21 protein-coding genes and 1 pseudogene are annotated in these 22,622 nt (G+C 65.4%); 15 read left to right on the plus strand and 7 right to left on the minus strand.

The genetic code is table 11. The features are described 5' to 3' along the window. Nucleotides 1-16: 16 nt before the first annotated feature. The gene (locus tag BLV60_RS27360; protein ID WP_093058447.1) at nt 17-892 is read right to left on the minus strand and encodes a LysR family transcriptional regulator; all 876 of its coding nucleotides are present in this window, start codon (nt 890-892) and stop codon (nt 17-19) included. 104 nt (nt 893-996) lie between these two features. On the opposite strand from BLV60_RS27360, the gene BLV60_RS27365 reads away from it, so the two are divergent. From BLV60_RS27365 to BLV60_RS27385, 5 genes and pseudogenes are all read left to right on the plus strand, one after another. Next, complete coding sequence (locus tag BLV60_RS27365) at nt 997-1,938, plus strand: NADP-dependent oxidoreductase (RefSeq protein ID WP_093058448.1); 942 nt, start codon at nt 997-999, stop codon at nt 1,936-1,938. A 40-nt stretch (nt 1,939-1,978) separates the two neighbouring features. Then, nucleotides 1,979-2,848 carry an NmrA/HSCARG family protein gene (locus BLV60_RS27370; RefSeq protein WP_093058449.1) on the plus strand — a complete coding sequence of 290 codons (870 nt, stop codon included), beginning with the start codon at nt 1,979-1,981 and terminating at the stop codon, nt 2,846-2,848. 189 nt (nt 2,849-3,037) lie between these two features. Further along, nucleotides 3,038-3,313 carry a hypothetical protein gene (locus BLV60_RS27375; protein WP_093058450.1) on the plus strand — a complete coding sequence of 92 codons (276 nt, stop codon included), beginning with the start codon at nt 3,038-3,040 and terminating at the stop codon, nt 3,311-3,313. A 70-nt stretch (nt 3,314-3,383) separates the two neighbouring features. Beyond that, a complete protein-coding gene (locus BLV60_RS27380; protein ID WP_256329607.1) occupies nt 3,384-3,917 on the plus strand; it encodes a tetratricopeptide repeat protein in 534 nt (177 codons plus the stop codon). Nucleotides 3,918-4,054: 137 nt separating this feature from the next. Then, nucleotides 4,055-4,726, plus strand: a pseudogene (locus BLV60_RS27385) (IS30 family transposase); the annotation flags it as partial. Between the two features lie 146 nt (nt 4,727-4,872). Here BLV60_RS27385 and BLV60_RS27390 read toward each other — a convergent pair. Next, nucleotides 4,873-6,033 (minus strand): serine hydrolase domain-containing protein, encoded by a 1,161-nt coding sequence (locus tag BLV60_RS27390; protein WP_093058451.1) that lies wholly within the window; start codon nt 6,031-6,033, stop codon nt 4,873-4,875. 411 nt (nt 6,034-6,444) lie between these two features. Between BLV60_RS27390 and BLV60_RS27395 the strand changes: the two genes are divergently transcribed. Beyond that, nucleotides 6,445-6,990 (plus strand): hypothetical protein, encoded by a 546-nt coding sequence (locus BLV60_RS27395; RefSeq protein ID WP_143042649.1) that lies wholly within the window; start codon nt 6,445-6,447, stop codon nt 6,988-6,990. A 186-nt stretch (nt 6,991-7,176) separates the two neighbouring features. On the opposite strand, the gene arr is transcribed toward BLV60_RS27395, so the two are convergent. Then, on the minus strand, nt 7,177-7,572 hold the full coding sequence (gene arr / locus BLV60_RS27400) for an NAD(+)--rifampin ADP-ribosyltransferase (RefSeq protein WP_093058453.1): 396 nt from the start codon (nt 7,570-7,572) through the stop codon (nt 7,177-7,179). A 149-nt stretch (nt 7,573-7,721) separates the two neighbouring features. On the opposite strand from arr, the gene BLV60_RS27405 reads away from it, so the two are divergent. Beyond that, a complete protein-coding gene (locus tag BLV60_RS27405; RefSeq protein WP_093058454.1) occupies nt 7,722-8,735 on the plus strand; it encodes a LysR family transcriptional regulator in 1,014 nt (337 codons plus the stop codon). Here BLV60_RS27405 and BLV60_RS27410 read toward each other — a convergent pair. The 4 genes from BLV60_RS27410 to BLV60_RS27425 form a co-directional block, all read right to left on the minus strand. Next, complete coding sequence (locus BLV60_RS27410; RefSeq protein ID WP_093058455.1) at nt 8,653-9,546, minus strand: ABC transporter permease subunit; 894 nt, start codon at nt 9,544-9,546, stop codon at nt 8,653-8,655. The genes BLV60_RS27405 and BLV60_RS27410 overlap by 83 nt on opposite strands. Beyond that, on the minus strand, nt 9,539-10,327 hold the full coding sequence (locus tag BLV60_RS27415) for a taurine ABC transporter ATP-binding protein (RefSeq protein WP_093058456.1): 789 nt from the start codon (nt 10,325-10,327) through the stop codon (nt 9,539-9,541). Before BLV60_RS27415 ends, BLV60_RS27410 begins: the two co-directional genes overlap by 8 nt. A 26-nt stretch (nt 10,328-10,353) precedes the next feature. Further along, a complete protein-coding gene (gene tauA, locus BLV60_RS27420; RefSeq protein ID WP_093058457.1) occupies nt 10,354-11,367 on the minus strand; it encodes a taurine ABC transporter substrate-binding protein in 1,014 nt (337 codons plus the stop codon). Between the two features lie 166 nt (nt 11,368-11,533). Continuing rightward, nucleotides 11,534-13,072, minus strand: a complete 1,539-nt coding sequence (locus tag BLV60_RS27425) for a MocR-like pyridoxine biosynthesis transcription factor PdxR (RefSeq protein WP_093058458.1) — start codon at nt 13,070-13,072, stop codon at nt 11,534-11,536. A 137-nt stretch (nt 13,073-13,209) separates the two neighbouring features. On the opposite strand from BLV60_RS27425, the gene BLV60_RS27430 reads away from it, so the two are divergent. From BLV60_RS27430 to BLV60_RS27465, 8 genes are all read left to right on the plus strand, one after another. Further along, a complete protein-coding gene (locus BLV60_RS27430; protein WP_093058459.1) occupies nt 13,210-13,605 on the plus strand; it encodes a nuclear transport factor 2 family protein in 396 nt (131 codons plus the stop codon). Between the two features lie 61 nt (nt 13,606-13,666). Next, nucleotides 13,667-15,157 carry an NAD(P)/FAD-dependent oxidoreductase gene (locus tag BLV60_RS27435; protein ID WP_093058460.1) on the plus strand — a complete coding sequence of 497 codons (1,491 nt, stop codon included), beginning with the start codon at nt 13,667-13,669 and terminating at the stop codon, nt 15,155-15,157. A 197-nt stretch (nt 15,158-15,354) separates the two neighbouring features. Further along, entirely contained in the window at nt 15,355-16,959 is a 1,605-nt protein-coding gene (locus BLV60_RS27440; protein WP_093058461.1) for an ABC transporter substrate-binding protein, read from the plus strand. 12 nt (nt 16,960-16,971) lie between these two features. Then, complete coding sequence (locus BLV60_RS27445; protein WP_093058462.1) at nt 16,972-17,949, plus strand: ABC transporter permease; 978 nt, start codon at nt 16,972-16,974, stop codon at nt 17,947-17,949. Further along, complete coding sequence (locus tag BLV60_RS27450; RefSeq protein ID WP_176928968.1) at nt 17,946-18,863, plus strand: ABC transporter permease; 918 nt, start codon at nt 17,946-17,948, stop codon at nt 18,861-18,863. Before BLV60_RS27445 ends, BLV60_RS27450 begins: the two co-directional genes overlap by 4 nt. Continuing rightward, nucleotides 18,863-19,909 carry an ABC transporter ATP-binding protein gene (locus tag BLV60_RS27455; RefSeq protein WP_093058463.1) on the plus strand — a complete coding sequence of 349 codons (1,047 nt, stop codon included), beginning with the start codon at nt 18,863-18,865 and terminating at the stop codon, nt 19,907-19,909. The genes BLV60_RS27450 and BLV60_RS27455 overlap by 1 nt, the downstream gene beginning before the upstream one ends. Further along, nucleotides 19,906-20,943, plus strand: coding sequence for an ABC transporter ATP-binding protein (locus tag BLV60_RS27460; protein ID WP_093058464.1), 1,038 nt, complete (start codon nt 19,906-19,908; stop codon nt 20,941-20,943). The genes BLV60_RS27455 and BLV60_RS27460 overlap by 4 nt, the downstream gene beginning before the upstream one ends. Continuing rightward, complete coding sequence (locus BLV60_RS27465; RefSeq protein WP_093058465.1) at nt 20,940-22,616, plus strand: amidohydrolase; 1,677 nt, start codon at nt 20,940-20,942, stop codon at nt 22,614-22,616. Before BLV60_RS27460 ends, BLV60_RS27465 begins: the two co-directional genes overlap by 4 nt. Nucleotides 22,617-22,622 lie beyond the last annotated feature (6 nt).

The following is a 22,622-nucleotide window of genomic DNA, read 5'->3' on the forward strand; positions in this document are numbered from 1 at the left end:
AATGAAAACAGCTGACCTAGCCGTTCAGTACGAGAGACCCCTGCGGATACTGCGCGCACATGAAATCGACGAACGCCCGAACCTTCGGTGCAGGGAGTCGCCTCGACGTATGCAGGACCCAGAGCGCGACCTCCACGCCTGAAACCATGCCCCACTGAACCAGTTCTCCGCGCGTCAGCTGGCTCCATGCGATGGACTGCGGCATCAGGGCAACGCCAGCGCCGGCGATCGCAGCGTCGCGAATCATCAGGAACGAGGAAAGTCTGAGCCTCGGAATCGGCTCCAGGACAAGGCGTCCGTCGTCGAGCGTCCAGTTCGTGGGTTGAAAGCTTGTCGAGACGATGCCTGGGACCGGGCTGACCTTGCCTGGCGCAGGCACGGGCACGGAGGGCGCCGCCACGACCACCAGCCGGTCTTTGGCAAAACACCGGCCGACGAGGCTGCTGTCCGGGCTTGGATTGATCCGGATTGCGGCGTCGAACTGCTCCTCGACGAGGTCGACCAGGCGATCGTCCGCTACCACCTCGCAGCTGACCTCGGGGTAGGCCGTGCAGAACTCGGCGGAGATGCGGCCCATCGCCAGCTGGGAGAACAGCACCGGCGAAGCGATGCGCAGGCGTCCGCGGGGCACCGACAAGCCCTCGCGCGCGGAAGTCATGGCGTCGGCCACCTCGTGCATCGGCCCTTCGGTGCGGTCCATCAGCATCTGCCCGGCTTCTGTGAGCTTGAGCCCGCGGGCGCTGCGCTCGATGAGCCGCACGCCGAGTTGCTCTTCCAGATCGGCGATGCGCCGGGACAAGGTCGCCTTCGATCTACCGCTCGCGCGGCTTGCTTTTCCGAGGCCGCCGTTCATTGCGACGAGCGCGAAGTCGCTCAGTGCATTCAGATCCATGGTGTTCCGCAATTGAAACGAGGTGTCTTCATTTTCGGATCTTCGTTTTAACAATGCAACGGCCTATCTTCTCCTTACCGCAACTTCAACAGGAGAAAACTGAAATGACCACCATCATCACTCAACGTGCCGTGCTTATCCGGGCCTATGGCGGTGCTGCCGCCGCCGAGGTCTCCGAGACCGCGAGGCCCACGGCCGGACAGGGCCAGGTCCTGGTGCGCATCCGGGCGGCCGGCGTGAACGGCATCGACTGGAAGATTCGTGAAGGCTTCGTCCGGGACGCGTTCCCGCTTCAACTGCCCGCCGTGCTGGGTATCGAGCTTGCGGGTGTCGTCGAAGCGCTTGGCTCCGGCGCCTCGCGTTTTCGCGTGGGCGATCGCGTCATGGGCCCGCTGGGCGGCCTGGGTGCCTATGCCGAGTTCGTGGCAGTCGACGAGGCGAAGCTCGTGCGCACGCCGCAAGGCCTGGACGACGTTCATGCGGCCGCCGTCCCCGTCGCGGCCGTGGCCGCCTGGCAAAGCCTGCACCACGCGGGCCCGATCGCCGCAGGCCAGCGAATCCTCATCCATGGTGCAGCCGGAGGGCTGGGCGGCTATGCCGTGCAGTACGCCAAGCAGGCAGGCGCCGAAGTCTTCGCGACGGCGTCTACCGCCCACGTCGAGTACGTGCGCAGCCTGGGCGCGGACCACGTCATCGACTACCGCACCGAACGCTTCGAGTCGGTCGCGCGCGACATCGACCTTGTGCTCGACTACGTCGGCGGCGAAGTGCTCGATCGCTCGTGGCAGGTACTGACAAAGGACGGCGCGATCGTCGGCACGTCCTCGCCCGACATCCTGGCACGCACGCCCCCCGGCCGCCGCGGACTGTGGTTCATGAGCAAGCCGGACGCGGCGCTCCTGGAACGGCTGGCGGCAGAGATCGCCGGAGGCACGCTGATTTCGAAGCTCGACGAAGTCGTGGGCTTCGGCGACATCCCCATGGCCATCGAACGCAATCGCACCGACCCGCGCATCGGCAAGGTCGTTGCGGACTTCTCGCGCTGATCGATCTTTTCATCCCCCACCAACCTCCCAGGAGATTTCCATGAGCATTCTCGTCACCGGTGCCACCGGCACCATCGGTTCCCTCGTCGTCCAAGGCCTGGCCAGTGCCGGCGCCGAAGTCAGCGCCTTCGTTCGCACACCCGGAAAGCAGGGCTTTCCGGCCGGCGTCAAGGAGGTCGTCGGCGACCTGACCGACGTGCCCTCATTGCGCGCGGCACTGTCGTCGGTGCGCACGCTGTTCCTGCTGAACGCCGTCACGCCCGACGAAGTGACCCAGGCCCTCGTCGCGCTGAACCTGGCGCGCGAAGCTGGCATCGAGCGCATCGTCTACCTCTCGGTCATCCATGCGGACAAGTTCACCGATGTGCCGCACTTCACCGGCAAGCACACGGTCGAGCGAATGATCGAGAGCCTCGACATTCCGGCAACCGTCCTTCGGCCGGCCTACTTCATGCAAAACGAGCGCATGGTCCAGCAGGTGATCCAGGGCTATGGCGTCTACCCGATGCCGATCAGCTCCACGGGCGTCGCGATGATCGATGCGCGAGACATCGCGGACGCCGCCGTCGCCGAACTGCTGCGCCGCGATCGCGCGACCGCGCCGGCACCACGCGTGATGCTGGAGCTGGTCGGGCCCGAGCTGTTGACCGGAGAGTCGGTGGCCAAAATCTGGAGTGCTGCGCTCGGTCGTGAAGTGGCTTACGGCGGAGACGACGTGGCGGCCTTCGAAGCGCAGATGGCCACATCGGGGCCGTCCTGGCTTGCCTACGATATGCGCCTGATGATGGCCGGGATCCAGAAGTTCGGCATGCATGGCGCGGACGGCGCCGCGGATCGCCTGCAGGCCATCCTCGGGCGTCCTCTGCGCAAGTACACCGACTTCGTCAAGGAGGCCGTTGCCGCGTCGTAGGCTGCGTGCTTCGCGCATGTCGGCTGGGACTGCATCACACGCTGCGCTCTGGGGACCTGATGTCCGTTCCGTGCGCGGCGGTTACTGGCATTTGGCGGCAAAGCGCGGGTGAGTACTATCGGCCATGACCGGACTGTCGCTGCCGACACCCGATGGGGTTTCCTTCACGCTTCACGGACAACCTGGACCATGATTTTCACCTGGGTAATGCTCACCGCAGCTGCCGTCTTTGGATATCTCGCCTATGACGCCGCGCGCCTTTCGACGCCGGCGAAGGATGTTCCTTACTCTCTGACCGCAAAGGGTTGGGATGAGGACGTCGCCCATGTCTCGCTCGCAGAACAACAAAAGCGAAAGCAGTACAACGCCACCCGCGGCATCGGCGACCTCAGCCAGTCTGTCTGGCTCTTCGGCGTCCTATGCGTCGGCTGCCTGGCGTCAGCCGGTTACTCCTTCTATGCTTGACTGAGCGGCTCAGAACGGCCACTAGGAGACGTTTGCCGGGCGAGCCGATATTGAGTAAAAGGTCGCGCACATGCGACGATACGAGGAGGAGCGGATGGTTTTCGGCTGGTTTAGGAAAGACAAGAAGCCGGCGGCCAAGACAGCCGCACTCGCACATACAAGCACAGAGCTCTCTGACGAGACGCACGAAGAGGTAAAGCGGCTCTGCGCAGAAGGGGACCAGCAGGCGAGCAGCAAACAGTTTGCAGCCGCGCTGGTCCTGTATTGGCAGGCATTTGATTTGTTGCCTGAGCCCAAAACGGATTGGTCTGCCGGCACGTGGATTCTGGCGGCCATCGGCGACGCCAATTTCTTGGCCGGCGACTTCGAGGCTGGGCGCGACAATCTGTCCAGCGCAATGCACTACCCCGATGCGATTGGCAACCCATTCCTGCATCTCAGACTAGGGCAGTGTCAGTTCGAACTCGGCGCTCTTGAGCGAGCAGCCGACGAACTGTCACGGGCGTACATGGGGGCGGGGGCCGAGATATTCTCGAAGGACGACCCCAAGTACTTCGATTTCCTGAAGACTAGGCTTCAGCGTCCAGCATCTGGGCAATGGTGACCGTAGACGGCCACAAGCCGACGTTCGCTACCGCCCTCTAGCTTCGCCTCCTAGACAGAAGGTTCGAACAGCGCGGGCACACTTACACCAGGTCGCATAACAACCGGTCAGAAGCGAACGTTGAATATCCATGCGACGAGAGCCAACACGTGTCACACGAGACCATCTACCGCAGCCTTTTCATTCAAGCGCGTGGTGCCTTGAAGAAGGAACTGTTGCAGCATCTGAGACGCACGCGCGGCATGCGCCGGTCTCGGCATCACACTCAGAAGACCGACACCCACGGGCAGATCGTTGGCGCCGTCTCCATCAGCGAACGGCCCGCATCCATAGAGGATCGCGCGGTGCCTGGTCACTGGGAAGGAGACTTGGTCTTCGGCAGCCACAACAGCCAGATCGCAACGCTGGTTGAGCGTCAGACGCGGTACGTCATGCTCGTGAAAGTGGGTGGCAAGGACACCGAGACGGTCGTCAACGCCTTGATCAAGAACGCTCGAAAGCTTCCTCAAGAGCTCTACAAATCGCTGACATGGGATCGAGGCAAAGAGATGGCCGGACACAAGCGCTTCACGCTGGCAACAGACATCCAGGTCTACTTCTGTGATCCACGCAGCCCTTGGCAACGCGGCAGCAACGAGAACACGAACGGTCTGCTCAGGCAGTACCTGCCCAAGGGCATAGACATCTCAAGCTACTCACAAGCCAAGCTCAACGCCCTGGCGAGACAATTGAACGAGAGGCCGAGAAAAACTCTCGGCTTCCAGACCCCGGCTGAGATGTTCAGCCAGACCGTTGCATCGACCGGTTGAATCCGCCGCCCCAAGCGGATGTAGCGAGTGCAACGTGGGCCATCGCCAAGCGGCCAGTCACCGTAATAGGCGTTTCGCGAAGATCGCTCGGTGTCTCGCGGTTCAATTACGCGCCGACAGCACGGACGCCAGTCACGGTATCCGAGTCACAGGGACGGTGAGATAGCCTGCAGCACATCGTTGAACACGCCGTACTGCAACTTGAATGCCTGCGGGCTGTAGTCCTGGTAGTAGCCTGCCGTCACGGCAACGACGAGATCGAGCTCGGGCACGATGCGGATCGATTGCCCGCCTCGACCGAGCGCACCGATCCAGCGGACTATTCGTCGGTGCGCTCTGGCATGGCCGCTCCACCAAAGGTAGCCGTAGTCCTGGTCGTCCGTTGCCTTGATGAGCGACGCGGTGGAAGCTTCGATCCAGCCCTTCGACACGATCTGGCGTCCATCCCAGCGCCCGCCCGCCAGCACGAGCTGTCCGATCTTCGCCATATCCCGTGGACGCATGCGAAGGCCTCCGCCGGCGTCGCTGTCTCTGCCCATTCGGCTCCATTCTTCGCCGGAGATGCCCAGGGGCTCCAGCAGGCTCGTTCGCGCGAACTCGTCGAGCGGTCTGCCGGTGGCCCGATGCAGGATCGCCGATATAAGCGCCAGCGCGCCGGTACTGTAGAAGAACTGCTGCCCAGCCGCCGCCACAGTTCGGCGCGTGAGCACGTAGCGACACGGATCTCCCGAAAAATACATGCGCGTTTCGTCGTTCGCGAGATCGCCGGTCGCGGGCGTTGACTCGATCCATTCGAGGCCGAGCGTCATGCCGAGCGCGTGCCGCAGCAACAGGCGATCCGATTCTGGCGTTCGCAGGTCTGCGAGTTCGGGGAAGAAGCCAAGGATCGGCTCGTCGACGCCATGGATCAGCCCCCGGTCGATCGCGATGCCGACGGCGAGCGACGCGACGCTCTTCGTCGCTGACTTCATTGCATGGCGCATGCCGGCGTTGAAGACGACGTTCTCCACACGGCTGCCGAAAAAGCTGGTCGGCACCTGATCGCTGCCTTGGAGGTAGCGCTCGAAAACGAGCCTGCCGCGATGCACGACAAGAACCGAGTGAATGTTCGAGCCCGAAGCCGCAAGCCGATCGGCCATCTTGCTGAGTGCGGTGGTGTCAACGAGCTTGCCGTCGTCACCCGCGGCGATGTTCCAGTCATCTTCTCGCGAAGTCTTTGCGGCGAAGCCTCCGATCGAATGGGTGCACGCTGACACGCCGAGTGAGGCGAGCGCAGTGCCAACAAGAACGAACTCACGGCGTTTCATGGCACGTCGACGGTGGAAGGTGCATTGATGTTAAGCAGCGAAGGCTGCGCGCGTCAATCGCTTGCTCCTCCGAGTTAACGATCCCACACCTTTTTAATGAGGATAGAGCATCGCCGAAGCAGCCATTCGCGATTGGCCGCTTGTGGCCGCACGGGAAGTCTGCGCAAAGGGCCCAGCGACGTTCTCGAAAGCGGATGCTTAGGATTCCGCCGGGTACGCCTGGTTGACGGGAGCCGACCCTTGAGCCTTACATTCCAGTAGGTCTCGCTGGCAATCCTGCTGCTGCGTTTCGCCGGGAGAGCATGGCGGGCGCATCTCGCATCGAAGGTCGAGCTTGCTCCTGGCTCAACCTATGCCATAGGACATGCAAGGTTTGATCGTTTGACAGTCGCTTGCCGAGCCTCATCTGCCATGAAATATTCACGCCACCTTCTTGTTCTTTTCGCCGCGGTCGCATGCACCCACATTGGCGCTCAAACAACGGGCGCCGCATCGCATGGATTCATTTCTGAATCCAATGCCGCCGTGTTCAAAGCTTGCGCCGTCGCCCCGACAGCGAATGGAGCGTGCCCGCTCGATGCGGTCTTTGGGCTCTTCAAGCTCGCGCCCAACAACGACGTGCTGGACTTCAAGGTTTCGAACACCGTGCCACGGGCGATCAACCAAAACTACGGTTGGATCCTGAAACTCAACCGGAAATCTGGCAAGGTCCGCGTTCTCGAACGCGTGACATTGCCGGAAACCCCGAAGACGTGGGGCAGCGGTGGCCAGCCTTACGGTACGTCGGCGGATCGCAAGACTATTTCGCTGGACGTGACCCTGACCATCTACGACGGCACCATTTCGAAGTCTTGGGACGTGGCCGATGGCGATCCTGCCGGCCACTACCTGATCAGCGCCTACGTCGAAGACTCCGCTCCGGTGCAGTTCGAGTTTGATGTCATCGATCCAAAATGACCAACTGCCGTAGACCTGTGGGTTGAACTCGTTGCGGCTGCCTGCCTCAGCTTCGAACGTCGGCCGCGGGGGAGCGCTTCTGGCCGAATTCTGCCGCACAGCAGTGGCGCCGAGAGGCCCAAGACGGTCAACAACCCGGTCCATTTCCGTTCGCTACCCGGCGCGGCACGGCACGGCAGGCGGGATTCAGTTGATGATCTCTCCCATGCCAACGCGTACGCGCTCCCTGAGCTGCCGGATGTACTCCGGATCGAAGGGCTCCCAGGTCTCCAGTTCGCCGACGATCCGAAGCGGCTCCCGGCTGCGGTAGGAGCGTGTGGGATTGCCCGGAAACTTCTTGTCGGTGACGTTGGGGTCGTCCTCGTAGGCGCCCGTGGGCTCGACGATGTAGACGCGGCCACGGCCGTCGCCCCTCGCCATTTCGGCAGCCAGCCCGGCGCCCTTGGGCCAGGCGGTGAAGTAGATGTGGTTCATGACGACGCGGCCGTCGTAGTTTGACCGAAAGCCGGCCGTGAGCAGATCGCCCACCTGAAGGTCCGCCCGCGTACCGTGGAAGTAGGGGCCGGCGTCCAAGATAGCCATCGCAGCTCGCTCCTCTGCAGAAAGGAAAAGCCGCGGAGTCTACTCGTGTCGATCGTCACGGAAGCTGTCTCGCGTGAAGTCCGATCCAGGCCTGGGTATGCCCCTACACCCCACGGCCTCATCCTCGATGCTGGAACAATGCCTCCACCATGGACGGCCTCGATCTCATCAAAACATTCCGTGAAGTCGCGTTCCGGCGCAGCTTCTCCCGCGCGGCGATCTCGCTGGGCATGTCGAAAGCCACGGTGAGCCGCTATGTGGCAGAGCTCGAAACCCGCAGCGGCGTGCGCCTGCTGAACCGCTCCACCCGCTCCCTGAGCCTGACCGACGCCGGCCAGGTGCTGCTCGACCGCAGCACGCAACTGGTGACGATGGCCGAGAACACCCTGAACGACCTGCAGGCCCACGGCTCGCATCCGCGCGGTCGGCTACGCATGAGCGCGCCGCACGGGCTTATCGCCGGCTGGCTCTCTGACGTGATCGCCGGGTTCATCAAGCTCTACCCCGACGTGTACGTGAGCCTGGTGTTCACCAACGACAACTTCGACCTGATCGAGGAAGGCATCGACATCCACCTGACGGGCGGGCGCATCGACGACATGAACCTGATCGTGCGCCGGCTGGTGCAGTTCGACATGGTGGTCTGCGCCACGCCGGCCTACTGGGCCCAGCGCGGCATGCCGCAGACGCCCGAAGACCTGGGCCGGCACGATGTGCTGAGCTTCTCGGCGAAGCCGACCACCCACCTGCCCTTCGAGACCGGCGGCAAGCCGTACGACGTGCCGGTGCACAGCCGCATGGAAGCCAACGACGCCGTAGCGCTGATCGAGCTGGCTCTGCGTGGCGTGGGCGTGGCCTATGTGCCCGAGCCGCTGGCGCAGTCGCACCTGGAGCGCGGGGCGCTGGTGCCGGTGCTGCGCGAGCACATGCCGCGCGAGCACTGGCTGTATGCCGCGTATTCGCAGCGCCGCCACAACAGCGCCGCGATGCGCGCGATGCTCGACTTCCTGGAGCAATCGATGGGCGCGCTGGCCGAAGGCCCGGCGCTGCCGCCACAGCAGCCCGTGCACATGGCGCCGACTACATGCGCCCTTTCCAGGGCACCAGACGTCGCTCGAGCCACCGCATCAGCAGGTCGAACAGATAAGCAACCACCCCGATGACGATGATGCCCATGATGACGATGTCGGTGCGCAGGAAGTTCGACGCATTCAGCACCATCTGACCCAGCCCCATGTTGGCCGCCACCATCTCGGCGGCCACCAGCGTTGTCCAGCCGAAGCCGATGGCGATACGCATGCCCACAAGGATGTCGGGCAATGCCGACGGCAATATCACGTGGCGGATCACCTGCATGTAGCTCGCGCCCATCGAGTACGCCGCGTTGATCTGCTCTTGTGAGGCACTGCGCAGGCCCGAGCGCGCGGCCAATGCCAGCGGCGCGAAGCAACTCAAAAAGATCAGCAGCACCTTCGGCAGCTCGTCAATGCCAAACCAGATGATGATGAGTGGCAGGTACGCCAGCGGCGGCAGCGGCCGGTAGAACTCCAGCGGCGGATCGAAGATGCCGCGCCAGAAGCGGCTCATGCCCATCGCGATGCCCACAGGAATGGCGGTGACGCAGGCCAGGAAGAAGGCCGAGAACACGCGGAACATGCTGGCAAGAAAGTGCTGCCACAGCGGCTTGTCGTTGGCCTGGCCGGTGAGGTATTCGTAGAACTGCTGGAACACCGCCTGCGGCGTGGGCAGGAACAGCGGCTTGACCCAGCCCATGTTGGTGACGATGAACCACAGCGCCACCAACGCCACAACGGTGACGATGCTGATGGTCACGCTCGAGCCTTCGCCCGGCACCTTGAAGGCGCTGGTCTTGAGCTTGGCGCCTGCTGCGGGTGCAGGCAGTACTGGCGGGGTGGCGGGCTTGGAAGGCGGTGGCGTCATGGCGACGGGGGATGCGATCGACACCTCAGACATGGGCAACCTCGCGATGATGAATGATCGACAGCACTTCTTCACGCATGCGGATGAATTCGGGCTCCGACTTCACCTTGCGCGAGTCGCCGTGCGACAGGTACTGGCGAGAGAAAGGCACGTCGTCGTAGACGTGCGATATGCGCCCGGGGCTCGGACTCATCACGATCAGCCGGGTGGCGAGGAACAGCGCCTCTTCCACCGAGTGGGTGATGAAGAACACCATCTTGTTCGACTTGGACCAGGCTTGCAGAAGAATCTCTTGCACCTGTTCGCGCGTGAAAGCATCGAGCGCGCCCATGGGTTCGTCCATGAGCAGCACGGCCGGGTCGCTCGCGAGTGCGCGCGCAATGCCAACGCGCTGCTGCATGCCGCCAGACAACTCATACACCGCGCGGTCGGCGTATTTCTGCAGGCCGACGAGGCCGAGCTTTTCTTCAGCGATGCGGTCGCGCTCGGCCTTGCCCACGCCGGCCAGTCGCAGGCCCAGCGCCACGTTGTCGCGCACGTTGAGCCAAGGCATCAGCGCGTGCTTCTGGAACACCACGCCGCGGTCGGCGCCGGGGCCGACCACCGGTTTGCCATCCAGCAATATCTCGCCAGTCGAAGGGGGCAGGAAGCCCGCGATGGTGTTGAGCAGCGTGGTCTTGCCGCAGCCTGAGGCGCCTAGTGCGACTACGAAGTCGCCGTCGTGCATCGTGAGGTTGACGGGGGCCAGCGCCTGCAGCGTGCCGCCCTTTACCGCGTAGTTGACCGTCAGGTCTCGGATGTCTAGCGTGGGCATTTCAGATCTCCGATTTCCGTTCGTTGCTACTTGCCCATTGCCTTCTCGACATAAGTAGTGGTCACGAACGCGCCGTAGTCAGGCTTCACCTCCTGCACCCGCCCCTGCTCTTTCAGGAAAGCCGCCGTGTTAGCCATCGCCTTGGCAGCACCACCGCCCAGCCACGTCGGCGAAACCTGCTCGGCCATCGTCGGGAAGGTGTACAGCGCCATCGCTGCGCCAACGTCCTTCGGATCAGCCTTGGTCCACTTGGCCATGGCCTTGGTCTGCGGCGAATCGGGCGTCCAGCTCTTGCCTGTTGCCTTGTATTCCTCGTTCGCGCGGTTGAGTGCCTTCACGAAGGCGATCATGAAAGGCTCATTCGCGGCCGCCCACTTGGCGTTGACCACGATGCCCTCGAAGGTGGGCGCGCCGCGCTTGCCGATGCTGCCCGAGGTGGCGATGGTCTTACCGCTGGCCTTGATCTTCGAGAGCACCGGGTCCCAGATGAAAGTGGCGTCGATGTCGCCGCGCTCCCATGCGGCCGCGATCTCCGGCGGGCGCATGTTCATCACGTTCACGCTCTTGGGGTCGACGCCGTCCATCTTCATGCCGGCCATGAGCTGGTAGTGCGCGGTCGACACGAAGGGCGTGGCCACTTTCTTGCCGGCCAGGTCCTTCATGCTGTTGATGCCCGATGCATTGCGCGCGATGAGCGCTTCCGCATTCGCGATGTCGGCGGAGATCCAGAACAGCTTGATGTCCTGCCCCTGGCTGGCCGCGGCCGTCAGCGGGCTGGAGCCGGTTTCACCCATCTGCACGTCGCCTGAAGCCATCGCGCGGATCACGTCGCCGCCGCCCGCGAACATGCGCCAGTTGATCTTGTAGCCCGTGGCCTTCTCGACCTCACCGGACTCCATGACGAGGCGCAGTGGAACCAGCATGTCCTGGTGGGCGAAGGTGAGTTCCTTGGCCTGCTGTGCGGAGGCGGTTCCGCACAATGCTGCCAGCGTGGTGGCCAGCACGGCGAGTTGCAGGGGGAGACGGCGGGACATGGTCATCGGGTTTCTCCAGTAGGTGAATCTCGCAGCGACTTTGCACGCATCGCCTCCAGCCAGGAAGTACCAGCACCGGGGCGGGCATGGAGCCAGCCGATGGGTGAATACCCTTGTTCTGGTGCACATGGCACTCAGACGGGGCGTTGCCTCCCCCGAACTCTTCAGCCGGTCAGTGGGTCCGGCCGCCCACCGGCCGCTTCTCACCGCGCGCCAAAGCCAGTTCTTCCACCGCTATTCCCAGGGCCCGGATCCCCGCCGGAATCTGCGAAGCCGCAATCGAAGACAGGCGCAGCCGGAAGAAAGGACACGGATACGGCGGCTTCGCAAAGAACACATCGCCGGCCTCGATCAGCACCCCATGGTTGCGCGCCATCAGCGACAGCTCCGTGGCATCTACCCACGTCGGCGCCTGCACCCATATCGAAGCCCCGCCAGAAGGCAGCCGGAACTCGAAATCGGGCAGATGGTCCCGCAGCGCCTGGGCAGCCAGCGCAAGCCGCTCCTGCATCGCGTGGTTCACCCGCCGCGCATGCGACTCGTGGTGCCCCAGCGAGAGAAACAGCGCATACGCATGCTGCAGGAAGGCACTCGGGTGCCGCACCATCGCATGCCGGATCACGCGCAGCTCCTTGATGAGCGCACGCGGCGCCACGATAAAGCCCAGCCGCAAGGCAGGCGACAGGCTCTTCGACACCGACCCCACGTAGATCACCCGCCCCGTCTTGTCCAGGCTCTTGAGTGCGGGCATGGGCGTGCCTTCGTACAGGTTCTCCGCTTCGTAGTCGTCCTCGATGATCACGAAGTCCTGCAACTCGGCCTTGCGCAGCAGCCACTGGCGCCGTTCGAGGCTCAGCGTCGCGGTCGTGGGGCTCTGGTGCGAAGGCGTAACGAACAGGTAGTCCGCCGCCGGTAGCGCATCGACCACCAGCCCGTCTTCATCGACATCCACCTCCACCCACTTGGGCTGCCGCAGCGAGAAGCTGTTGCGTGCATGCGGATGCCCCGGCTCTTCCAGCCCCACGCGCGTCTGCTCGTCGAACAGCGCCTCGGCCAGCAGGTAGTAGGCATGCTGCGCGCCCATGGTCACGAGGATTTCTTCCTTGAGCGCGAACACGCCGCGCTTGGGCAAGAGGCGCGTGCGGATCTGCTCGATCAGGTCGGGCACGTCGTCGGTTTCGAAGTCGGGCGTCCAGTGCGGCAGCTGCGAGCGCGCCAGGCTGCGCGCGCAGCACTCGCGGAAGTCTTCAGTGGGAAAGAGCTGCGGGTCGTAGTTGCCGTAGACAAAAGGGTACGGATAGTCGCGCCACCGGTCGGGTTTCGACAGCGTTGGCTTGTCGACCAGCGAGCGCAGCACGCGACCCGACCAGTCGGGCGGCTGGCTCGCCTGCCCGCTGCGCCCGACCAGCGGCTCCGCATGAACGGCTGAAAGCGGACGGGCATCGTGCGCCACGAACACCCCGCTGCGCGGACGCGCCTCCAGAAAGCCCTCGTCAATGAGCTGCAGGTACGCCGAGGTAACGGTATTGCGGCTCAGCCCCAACAGCGCCGCAAGCTCGCGCGACGAAGGCAGCGGCGCACCGGGCGCCAGGTGCTCTTCAAGAATGGCCTGCACCACGGCGGCGCGCAAACGGGCCTGCAGCGGCAGCGCCGGTTGATCGGGCAGCGCGAAGAGCTGCGCCCACTGGGTGGCTCGCGGATTCGGGGGCATGGTGCGCCGCAGTTTAGGGCAGCGCACGCAGTTCGTGGTGCTCTGGCTCGGTCGAATCCTCCCAACTGGCCCTATCGCGCCGGCAGGCGGCTGCCTACTCTTGCCGCATCAATTTCCGGAGTTCCCGCGTGACCGCAATGCCTTCCACTTCAGTGACCACCGACACCCTTGCCGCCTTCAGCGACGCCTGGAACCGCCACGACATCGACGCCCTCATGAGCTTCATGACGGCCGACTGCATCTTCCAGACCGCCGCCGGCCCCGACGCCTGCGGCACCCGCCACGTTGGCACCGAGGCGGTGCGCAAGGCCTTTGCCGCAGCATGGCAAGCCGTGCCCGACGCGCAATGGATCAACGGCCAGCACTTCGTGCACGGAGACTTCGGCACCTCGCAGTGGACCTTCACCGGCACCGCCGCCGACGGCAGTCGCATCGAGACCGACGGCATCGACGTCTTCACCTTCAAGGGCGGAAAGATCCACCTGAAGAACGTGTTCCGCAAGGCACGCCCGAACCTGCCCGCCGCGAAGTAGGCAAGCACGCCTCGGCCCACTTCTTTCCGGCCCTCTTCTTCCCCTTCTCCTGGAGCCCTTCATGACCATGACAGGCACCGTGCAGTTCGCCTCCGCCACGGCCACCGCCAGCGCGGCCATCGACGCCGCAGCGTTCGAGCAGCAGCCGCCGCAGGCCCCTTTCCGCCCCTACGACCCGCAGTACGACCCGCTGCGCGCGCCCGACCCCGGCGCCGGCCGCGCCTACGCACCCACCTGGTGGGTGGCCAGCGCCGGCGAGCCGCCGGAAGACGACGGCCCGCTGCTGCGCGACATCGATGTAGACGTGGCCATCATCGGCTCGGGCGCCACCGGCATGTCGACCGCGCTCTACCTCGCGCAGGAACACGGCATCCGCGCCACCGTGCTCGAAGCCAACCAGGCCGCATGGGGTTGCTCCAGCCGCAGCGGCGGCCAGGGCCAGAACGCGAGCGGCCGGCTCAAGCGTTCGCAGTGGATCGAACGCTGGGGCCTCGACACCGCCAAGCGGCTCGACGCCGAGATCCGCAGCGGCTTCGAGAACTTTCGCCACCTCACCACGCAGATCGACTGCGACGCCTACGACGGCGGCCACCTCTACCTCGCACACCGCTCTGAAAAGCTCGCCGGCCTCGATGCCGAGGCACGGCTCATGCGCGAGAAGTTCGGCTACGCCACCCGCATGATGAGCGCCGAGGAAGTGCGCCACGACTACTGCGACGAGCGCGAGACCGTCGGCGCGATGTACGAGGCCGAGGGCGTGGGCATCCACCCGCTGAAGTTCACCTTCGGCCTGATGCGGCGCGCCCGCGCGCTGGGCGTGACGGTGCACACATCCAGCCCCGTGCAAGGCTGGCAGACCATCGACGGCGTGCACCACCTGCAGACGCCGGCCGGCGTGGTGCGCGCGCGCCGCGTGGCGGTGTGCACCGGCGGCTACACGGGGCAGGCGCTCAACCCGCTGCTGAAGAATCGGATCATGCCGATCCTGTCGAACTCGGTGGTCACGCGCCCGCTCACCGATGCCGAGTTGCAAGCCACCAACTTCAAGTCGCAGACCTTCCTGACCGACACGCGCACGCTGCGCTTCTACTACCGGCTGCTCAAGGGCAACCGGCTGCAGATCGGCAGCCGCAGCGCCGTGAGCGGCGCCGACGCCGAAGGCCCGGTGCACCTGAAGCTGCTCACCGACGCCATCGCGCGCAAGTTTCCGCCGCTGGCGGGCATCCGCATCGACTACTCGTGGTGGGGCTGGGTCGACATGAGCCACGACATGATGCCGCGCATCACGCAGCCCGATGCCGGCAAGAAGATCTGGTACGCGGTGGGCTACGGCGGCAACGGCGTGTCGTTCTCGACCTGGGCGGGCAAGCGGCTGGCCGAGCGCGTGGCGGGCAAGGACTCGGGCAAGGACGTGTTCGAGCTGCCCATCTACCGCTCGCCGCTGCCCTTTCCCAACGTGCTGGGGGTGGTCGAGTCGCGCGCGTTCGCGCCGTTCCGGCGCATCGGGCAGCGCATGCTCTACAAGTGGTACTGGCTGCGCGACGAGAAGTAGGCGCACCGCCTGCGCGCATTCACCGAAGTGGCGCACGCCCTGCTGCACAACGGGGCAAACCCGCCCCTTCTGGCCCTGTGAGTCGTGCCGCGTTGGCTCTTCGCCGGTGTGTACCAAGCGCCTATCTTCGACACAAGGTCTTCGCGTTGGCGTTGGCCGAATCCGATTGCCTGTGTCGAACTCTCCGAGGTCTTGTCATGCAGCTCCCGCTTTCTCTTTTCACGCGCCGCACCACACTGCTTTCCGCCGCGTTCCTGGCCGCGAGCACCCTGCTTCCGCTGCCCGCCTCCGCGGCCGACGAGCCCAAGCGCGGCGGCACGCTGGTCATCGGCAGCACGCAGACGCCCCGGCACCTGAACGGCGCGGTGCAGTCGGGCATTGCCACCGCCCTGCCCTCGACGCAGATCTTCGCGAGCCCGCTGCGCTTCGACGACAAGTGGAATCCGCAGCCCTACCTTGCAGAGTCGTGGAAGCTGGCCGACGACGGCAAGTCGCTCACGCTCAAGCTGCGCAAAGATGCCGTGTTCCATGACGGCAAGCCCGTCACCTCGGCCGACGTGGCCTTCTCCATCATGGCCATCAAGGCCAACCATCCGTTCACCACCATGCTCGGCCCGGTCGAGAAGGTGGAAACGCCCGATGCGTACACGGCCATCATCCGCATGAGCGTGCCGCACCCGGCCATCGTGCTGGCAATGTCGCCGGCGCTGTGCCCCATTCTTCCCAAGCACATCTACGGCGACGGGCAAGACCTGAAGAACCATCCGCGCAACACCACCGACGTGATCGGCTCGGGCCCCTTCCGCGTGACCGAGTTCAAGCCTGCGCAGCGCATCGTGCTGGAGCGCTTCGACAAGTTCTTCCTGCCCGGCAAGCCTTACCTCGACAAGATCATCGTCAACGTCACGCCCGACATGGCGAGCCTGGTGCTCGGGCTGGAGCGTGGCGACATCCAGATGCTGCCCTTCGCCACGCTGCCCACCGACCTGAAGCGCTTCGCGAACGACCCCAGGGTGTCGCTCACGCCCAAGGGCTACGACGGCATCGGCCCGCTCAACTGGCTGGCCTTCAACACTGCGAAGAAGCCGCTGTCGGACGTGCAGGTGCGCAAGGCCATCGCCACGTCCATCGACAAGAACTTCATCACCAAGGCGCTGATGGGCGGCTTTGCCACCGTGTCCGACGGCCCGCTGGTGGCCAGCAGCCCCTTTGCCGTGCCCGACCTCGTGCGCTACCCGCTCGACCTGAAGAAGGCCGGCGAAATGCTCGACGCCGCGGGCTACAAGGCAGGCGCAGGCGGCGAGCGCTTCAAGCTCACCATCGATTACCTGCCCGGCGGCGACGACCAGCAGAAGAACGTGGCCGAGTACATCCGCGGCCAGCTCAAGAAAGTGGGCATCACGGTGGAGGTGCGCGCCTCGGCCGACTTCCCGGCCTGGGCCAAGCGCCTGGCCTCGCACGACTTCGACATGTCGATGGACGCGGTGTTCAACTGGGGCGACCCGATCATCGGCGTGCACCGCACCTACCTGTCGACCAACATCAAGCCCATCGTGTGGACCAACACGCAGTCGTACGCCAACCCGAAGGTCGACGAACTGCTCAACACCGCAGGCGGCCTGATCGACCCGACGCAGCGCAAGGCCTACTACGCAACCTTCCAGAAGATCGTGACCGACGAGCTGCCCATCGAGTTCATCAACCAGGTGCCGTACCACACCATCACCAGCAAGAAGGTGGGCAACGTGCCGACCACCATCTGGGGGCCGCTGTCGCCGCTCGACGAGGTGTACATCAAGTAAGGCGGGCACGACATGGGCACGCTTCGCTACACCGCCTCGCGACTGCTCCAGGCCCTGGGCCTGGTGCTCGCGGTGGTGGTGCTCAATTTCGTGCTGGTGCACGCGGCGCCGGGTGACCCGGTGGAAACCATTGCCGGCGCCAGCGGCGGCATGTCGCCCGAGCTGATGGCGCAGCTGCGCACGCAGTACGGGCTCGACAAGTCGCTGCCGGTACAGCTCGGCGTGTACCTGGGCAAGGTGGCGCAGGGCGACCTGGGTTATTCGTACTTCTTCAACCTGCCGGTGACGAGCATGATCGCCGAGCGCGTACCGGCCACGCTGCTGCTGGTGCTCAGCTCGGTGCTGCTGGCCTTCTTCGTGGGCACTGCGCTGGGCGTGCTGTCGTCGCGCAGGCCGAACGGGTTGCTGTCGCAGTTCATCACCGTGCTGTCGCTGGTGGGCTTCGCCGCGCCGGTGTTCTGGCTGGGGATCATGCTGGTGATCCTGCTGGCATCGGTGTTTCCGATTCTTCCTGTCGCGGGCATGCGCTCCATCGACTCGACGGGCACCGGCGGCTTCGCGGACATGCTCGACGTGGCACAGCACCTGGTGCTGCCCACGCTCACACTGAGCCTGGTGTATCTCGCGCAGTACAGCCGGCTTGCGCGCTCGTCGATGCTCGACGTGCTGGGCTCCGACTTCATTCGCACCGCACGCGCAAAAGGGCTGGCCGACCGCGTGGTGCTCTACAAGCATGCGCTGCGCAACGCACTGCTGCCGGTGGTCACGGTGCTGGGGCTGCAGTTCGGCAACGTGCTGGCCGGCGCCATTCTGGTGGAGACGGTGTTCAACTGGCCGGGCCTCGGCCGGCTGGCCTTCGAGTCGGTGCTGCGGCGCGACTACCCGACCATTCTCGGCGTGCTGCTGTTCTCTTCCATCGTGGTGGTGGTGATGAACCAGCTCACCGACCTGTGCTACCGCTTCATCGATCCACGGATCAAGGCCTCATGAGCAAGGTGATCACGATGCCTACCGCTGCTGCTGCCGCATCTTCCAAGGCCCAGGCAAAACCCGCCGTGCGCGTCGAGCATCCGGGGGTGGAAGCGATGCGCATGTTCCTGCGCAACCCTGCCGCCATCGCCGGCATGGCGATGCTGCTGGTCGTGCTGCTCGTGGCCATTGCCGGGCCATGGCTCTACTCGGCCGATCCGTTCGAGATCAAGGCCGCGCCGCTCACGCCGCCCTTCAGCGAGGACGCCTGGCTCGGCAGCGACTACCTGGGCCGCGACGTGCTCACCGCGCTGATCTACGGCGGGCGCGCCACGCTGCTGGTGGGTGCGGTGGCCGCGTTGCTCTCGGTGCTGATCGGCATCACGCTCGGCGCCTTCGCGGGCTACTACGGCGGCAAGGTCGATGCCGCGCTGATGAAGCTGACCGAGTTCTTCCAGGTGCTGCCTGCGTTGCTGTTCGCGATGGTGGTGGTAACGCTGTTCTCGCCCACGCTGGTAACGGTGACGCTGGCCATCGGCATCGTGAGCTGGACCGGCACCGCGCGGCTCACGCGTGCCGAGTTCATGAAATTTCGCGGGCTGGAGTTCGTGCGGGCCGAGCGTGCCATCGGTGCACGCGACGCGCGCATCATCTGGAAGGTGATCTTGCCCAACGCGCTGCCGCCGCTGGTGGTGTCGGCCACGCTGGCCATCGGCGCTGCGATTCTGTTCGAGGCGGGCCTGTCCTTCCTCGGGCTGGGCGATCCGAACCAGATGAGCTGGGGGCTGATGATCGGCTCCAGCCGGCAGTACGTGCTCTCGTGCTGGTGGGCCGTGGCCTTTCCCGGTGCGGCGATCTTTATCACCGTGCTGGCCGTGAGCCTGATCGGCGACGGCCTGAACGACGCCCTCAACCCCAAGCTGAGGGAACGCTGATGACGAACGACGACGCATTGCTGCGCGTGCAGAACCTGCATGTCGAGTTCAAAACCCGCCGAGGCCAGGCGCTGGTGCTCAACGGGGTCGACTTCGAGATCCGCGCCGGCGAAACACTGTGCGTGGTCGGCGAGTCGGGCTGCGGAAAGAGCATGACGGCACTGGCGCTGCTGCGGCTCATACCCTCGCCGCCGGGCCGCATCCGCGACGGCCGGGTGCTGTTCCAGGGTGAAGACCTGGTGCAGGCCACCGATGCACGCATGCGCGAGGTGCGCGGCAACCGCATCTCGATGATCTTCCAGGAGCCGATGACTTCGCTGAACCCGGTGTTCACCGTGGGCGACCAGATCGGCGAATCGCTGCAGCTGCATGCCGGCATGAACGCACGCGCAGCGAGGCAGCGCGCCATCGAGATGCTGCAGCAGGTGGGTATTCCTGCGCCCGAGCGGCGCGTGGACGAGTACCCGCACCAGCTCTCCGGCGGCATGCGCCAGCGCGTGATGATCGCGATGGCGCTGGCCTGTCGCCCCGACATCCTCATTGCCGACGAACCCACCACTGCGCTCGACGTGACGGTACAGGCGCAGATCTTCGACCTGCTGCGCGAGCTGCAGCGCGAGAAGGGCACGGCCATCATGCTCATCACGCACGACATGGGCGCGGTCGCCGAGATGGCCGACCGCGTGATGGTGATGTACGCGGGCCGCGTGATCGAACAAGGCACAACCGAGCAGGTGCTGTCGGAGCCCGGCCACCCCTACACGCGCGGGCTGATCGATTGCCTGCCCGAGCTCGGCAGCAGCGCGGCGTACGACGACGATGCGCGTGAAGACCTGGCTGAGATCGCAGGCGTGGTGCCTTCGATCTGGGAGCTGGGCACGGGCTGCGCCTTTCGAGAACGCTGCCCGCGCGCAATGGCACGCTGCGCCTCCGAAGTGCCGCCGATGTTCGCGATGCACGGCAATGTGGCCGCTGGCGTGCCGCACGGCGCGGCCTGCTGGCTGCATGCCGAAGCGCTCGACCAACGCGAAAGAGAGGCCGCATGACATTCATCGGCAAGACCGACACGCTGCTTTCGGTCGATGACCTGAAGGTGCACTTTCCGCGCGGCAAGGCCGACTGGGGCCGCACGCCCGAGGTGGTGAAGGCGGTGGATGGCGTCTCTTTCGAGGTGCGGCGCGGCAGCACGCTCGCGGTGGTCGGCGAATCGGGCTCGGGCAAGACCACGACCGCACTGGCGGTGATGCGGCTGTCGCCCGTTACCTCGGGCCGCATGCGGCTCGGCGACACCGACCTGGGCGCGCTGCAGGGCGAAGCATTGCGGCAGGCGCGCACGCGCATGCAGATCATTTTTCAGGACCCGTTCTCCTCGCTCAATCCGCGCGAGAGGGCTGGCGCAGCGGTGCGCGCGCCGCTCGACCTGATGCGGGTGGGCACGCCGGAAGAACGCACGCGCCGTGTGGCAGAGCTGTTCGAGGCGGTGGGCCTGCGGCCCGAGCAGCAGCACCTGTTTCCGCACCAGTTCTCGGGCGGGCAGCGCCAGCGCATCAACATTGCGCGGGCGCTGGCCACCAACCCGGAGCTGGTGGTGTGCGACGAACCTGTGTCGGCACTCGACATCGCCATTCGCGCGCAGATACTGAACCTGCTCGCCCGCCTGCAACGCGAGCTGGGCCTGACCTATCTCTTCATCTCGCACGACATGGCGGTGGTGGAGCACATCTGCGACGACATCGCGGTGATGTACCTCGGCCAGATCGTCGAGCGCGCGCCGCGGCGCAGCTTCTTCGCGCGGCCGCTGCATCCGTACAGCGTGGCACTGATGTCGGCCGTGCCCACGGTAAGCGGCGGGCGGCGGCGCGCGGCGAACCGCATCAAGCTCAGCGGAGATCCGCCGAGCCCCATCAACCCGCCGCAGGGCTGCCGCTTTGCCGGCCGCTGCCCCGTGGCGGAGCCGGCCTGCGCGGCCGAGCTGCCACCGCTGCGCGAAGTCGCGCCCGATCATTGGGTACGCTGCAGGCGCGTCGACGTGGTCGACGGCTTGCCGCGCCCTCCTCTTTCGATTCCCACATCGCCATGAGCACCAGCAACACCACCGTCTACGCCGCCCGCAAGATCATCACCATGAACCCGATGCAGCCGCACGCCACTCACGTGGCGGTGCGCGACGGCCGCGTGCTTGCCGTCGGCGCGCTGGCGGACATTCAGGGCTGGGGCCCCTTCACGCTCGACGAGCGCTTTGCCGGCAAGGTGCTGATGCCTGGCCTCGTCGAAGGCCACTGCCACCTGAAGGAAGGCAGCATGTGGGACTGGACGTACCTCGGCTGGTTCGACCGCCGTGACCCCGAAGGCAAGGTGTGGAGTGGCCTGCGCTCGATGGACGAAGTGGTATCGCGCCTGAGCGAAGTGGCCGCGAAGATGACGGCCGATGGCATACCCGACACCGAGCCGCTCATCGCCTGGGGGTTCGACCCCATCTACTTCGGCGGCGAGCGCATGACGGTGCAGCACGTCGACCGTGCGAGCAGCACGCGGCCCATCGTCATCGGCCATGCCAACGGGCACCTGATGAACGTCAACAGCGCGATGTTGAACATCGCCGAGATCACGCGCGACAACGAGGTCGAAGGCGTGGTCAAGTTCGCGAGTGGCACCAGCGAAGGCGAGCCCACCGGTGAACTGCAGGAACCGGCCGCCATGTTTCTTGTCCTGCGCAAGATCGGCAACGCCGGCCTGCTCGCGCCGATGACCGAAGCCGGCGTGCGCTCCTTCGCGCGGCTGGCCTGCCTGCAGGGCGTGACCACCGCGACCGACCTCGTCAACAAGCTCACGCCCGAAGACTGCGGCGTGCTCGAAACGGTGACGCAGGACGACGGCTTCGGCGTGCGCATATTGCCCGCGTTCCAGGCCTTTCACGGCACGCATGGCGCCGCGCAGGGAGCGGAGCATGTGAAGGGCCTGATGCCGCGCAACACCGACCGCCTGCGCTACGGCCTCGTGAAGATGATGCTCGACGGCTCCATCCAGGGCTTCTCGGCGCGGCTGCGCTGGCCGGGGCATTTCAACGGCGCGCCCAACGGCATCTGGGTGACTGCGCCCGCGCAGTACGAGGCCGACTTCGAGACCTATCACCGCGCCGGGCTCACCATCCACACGCACACCAACGGCGACGAGGCCAGCGAGGTTGCCATCGACGCCATCGGCCGCGTGCTCGCACGAGCCCCGCGCCCCGACCACCGCCACACGCTGCAGCATGGCCAGATGATCGACGCGCCGCTGTTCCGCCGCATGGCATCGCTGGGCCTGTGCGCCAACCTCTTCGCCAACCACATCTGGTACTGGGGCGACCAGCACTACGAAATGACCATGGGCCCCGACCGCGCGAACCGGCTCGACGCCTGCGGCAGCGCGCTGACGGCGGGCGTGCCGCTGGCCATCCACTCCGATGCGCCCGTCACGCCGCTCGGGCCGCTCTTCACCGCATGGTGCGCCGTGAACCGCATCACGCCCAAGGGCCGGCTGCTGGGCGAGGCCGAGCGCATCAGCGTGCCGCAGGCATTGCGCGCCATCACGCTAGGCGCCGCGTGGACACTGAAGCTCGACGGCGAAATCGGCAGCATCGAATGCGGCAAGCGCGCCGACTTCTGCGTGCTGGAAGACGATCCGCTGGAGATGGATCCGATGGCGCTGAAGGACGCGCGCGTGTGGGGCACGGTGCTGTCGGGCCGCGTGTTCGAGGCGCAAAGGGCTTGAAGGCCG

The organism is Variovorax sp. YR634 (assembly GCF_900106655.1).
GTDB lineage: Bacteria > Pseudomonadota > Gammaproteobacteria > Burkholderiales > Burkholderiaceae_C > Variovorax.

Bases quoted from the DNA above. Each gene is read 5' to 3' on its own strand.
- BLV60_RS27360 (WP_093058447.1), bottom strand. From the start codon at position 892: ATGGATCTGAATGCACTGAGCGACTTCGCGCTCGTCGCAATGAACGGC.
- BLV60_RS27365 (WP_093058448.1), top strand. From the start codon at position 997: ATGACCACCATCATCACTCAACGTGCCGTGCTTATCCGGGCCTATGGC.
- BLV60_RS27370 (WP_093058449.1), top strand. From the start codon at position 1,979: ATGAGCATTCTCGTCACCGGTGCCACCGGCACCATCGGTTCCCTCGTC.
- BLV60_RS27375 (WP_093058450.1), top strand. From the start codon at position 3,038: ATGATTTTCACCTGGGTAATGCTCACCGCAGCTGCCGTCTTTGGATAT.
- BLV60_RS27380 (WP_256329607.1), top strand. From the start codon at position 3,384: ATGCGACGATACGAGGAGGAGCGGATGGTTTTCGGCTGGTTTAGGAAA.
- BLV60_RS27390 (WP_093058451.1), bottom strand. From the start codon at position 6,033: ATGAAACGCCGTGAGTTCGTTCTTGTTGGCACTGCGCTCGCCTCACTC.
- BLV60_RS27395 (WP_143042649.1), top strand. From the start codon at position 6,445: ATGAAATATTCACGCCACCTTCTTGTTCTTTTCGCCGCGGTCGCATGC.
- arr (WP_093058453.1), bottom strand. From the start codon at position 7,572: ATGGCTATCTTGGACGCCGGCCCCTACTTCCACGGTACGCGGGCGGAC.
- BLV60_RS27405 (WP_093058454.1), top strand. From the start codon at position 7,722: ATGGACGGCCTCGATCTCATCAAAACATTCCGTGAAGTCGCGTTCCGG.
- BLV60_RS27410 (WP_093058455.1), bottom strand. From the start codon at position 9,546: ATGTCTGAGGTGTCGATCGCATCCCCCGTCGCCATGACGCCACCGCCT.
- BLV60_RS27415 (WP_093058456.1), bottom strand. From the start codon at position 10,327: ATGCCCACGCTAGACATCCGAGACCTGACGGTCAACTACGCGGTAAAG.
- tauA (WP_093058457.1), bottom strand. From the start codon at position 11,367: ATGACCATGTCCCGCCGTCTCCCCCTGCAACTCGCCGTGCTGGCCACC.
- BLV60_RS27425 (WP_093058458.1), bottom strand. From the start codon at position 13,072: ATGCCCCCGAATCCGCGAGCCACCCAGTGGGCGCAGCTCTTCGCGCTG.
- BLV60_RS27430 (WP_093058459.1), top strand. From the start codon at position 13,210: ATGCCTTCCACTTCAGTGACCACCGACACCCTTGCCGCCTTCAGCGAC.
- BLV60_RS27435 (WP_093058460.1), top strand. From the start codon at position 13,667: ATGACCATGACAGGCACCGTGCAGTTCGCCTCCGCCACGGCCACCGCC.
- BLV60_RS27440 (WP_093058461.1), top strand. From the start codon at position 15,355: ATGCAGCTCCCGCTTTCTCTTTTCACGCGCCGCACCACACTGCTTTCC.
- BLV60_RS27445 (WP_093058462.1), top strand. From the start codon at position 16,972: ATGGGCACGCTTCGCTACACCGCCTCGCGACTGCTCCAGGCCCTGGGC.
- BLV60_RS27450 (WP_176928968.1), top strand. From the start codon at position 17,946: ATGAGCAAGGTGATCACGATGCCTACCGCTGCTGCTGCCGCATCTTCC.
- BLV60_RS27455 (WP_093058463.1), top strand. From the start codon at position 18,863: ATGACGAACGACGACGCATTGCTGCGCGTGCAGAACCTGCATGTCGAG.
- BLV60_RS27460 (WP_093058464.1), top strand. From the start codon at position 19,906: ATGACATTCATCGGCAAGACCGACACGCTGCTTTCGGTCGATGACCTG.
- BLV60_RS27465 (WP_093058465.1), top strand. From the start codon at position 20,940: ATGAGCACCAGCAACACCACCGTCTACGCCGCCCGCAAGATCATCACC.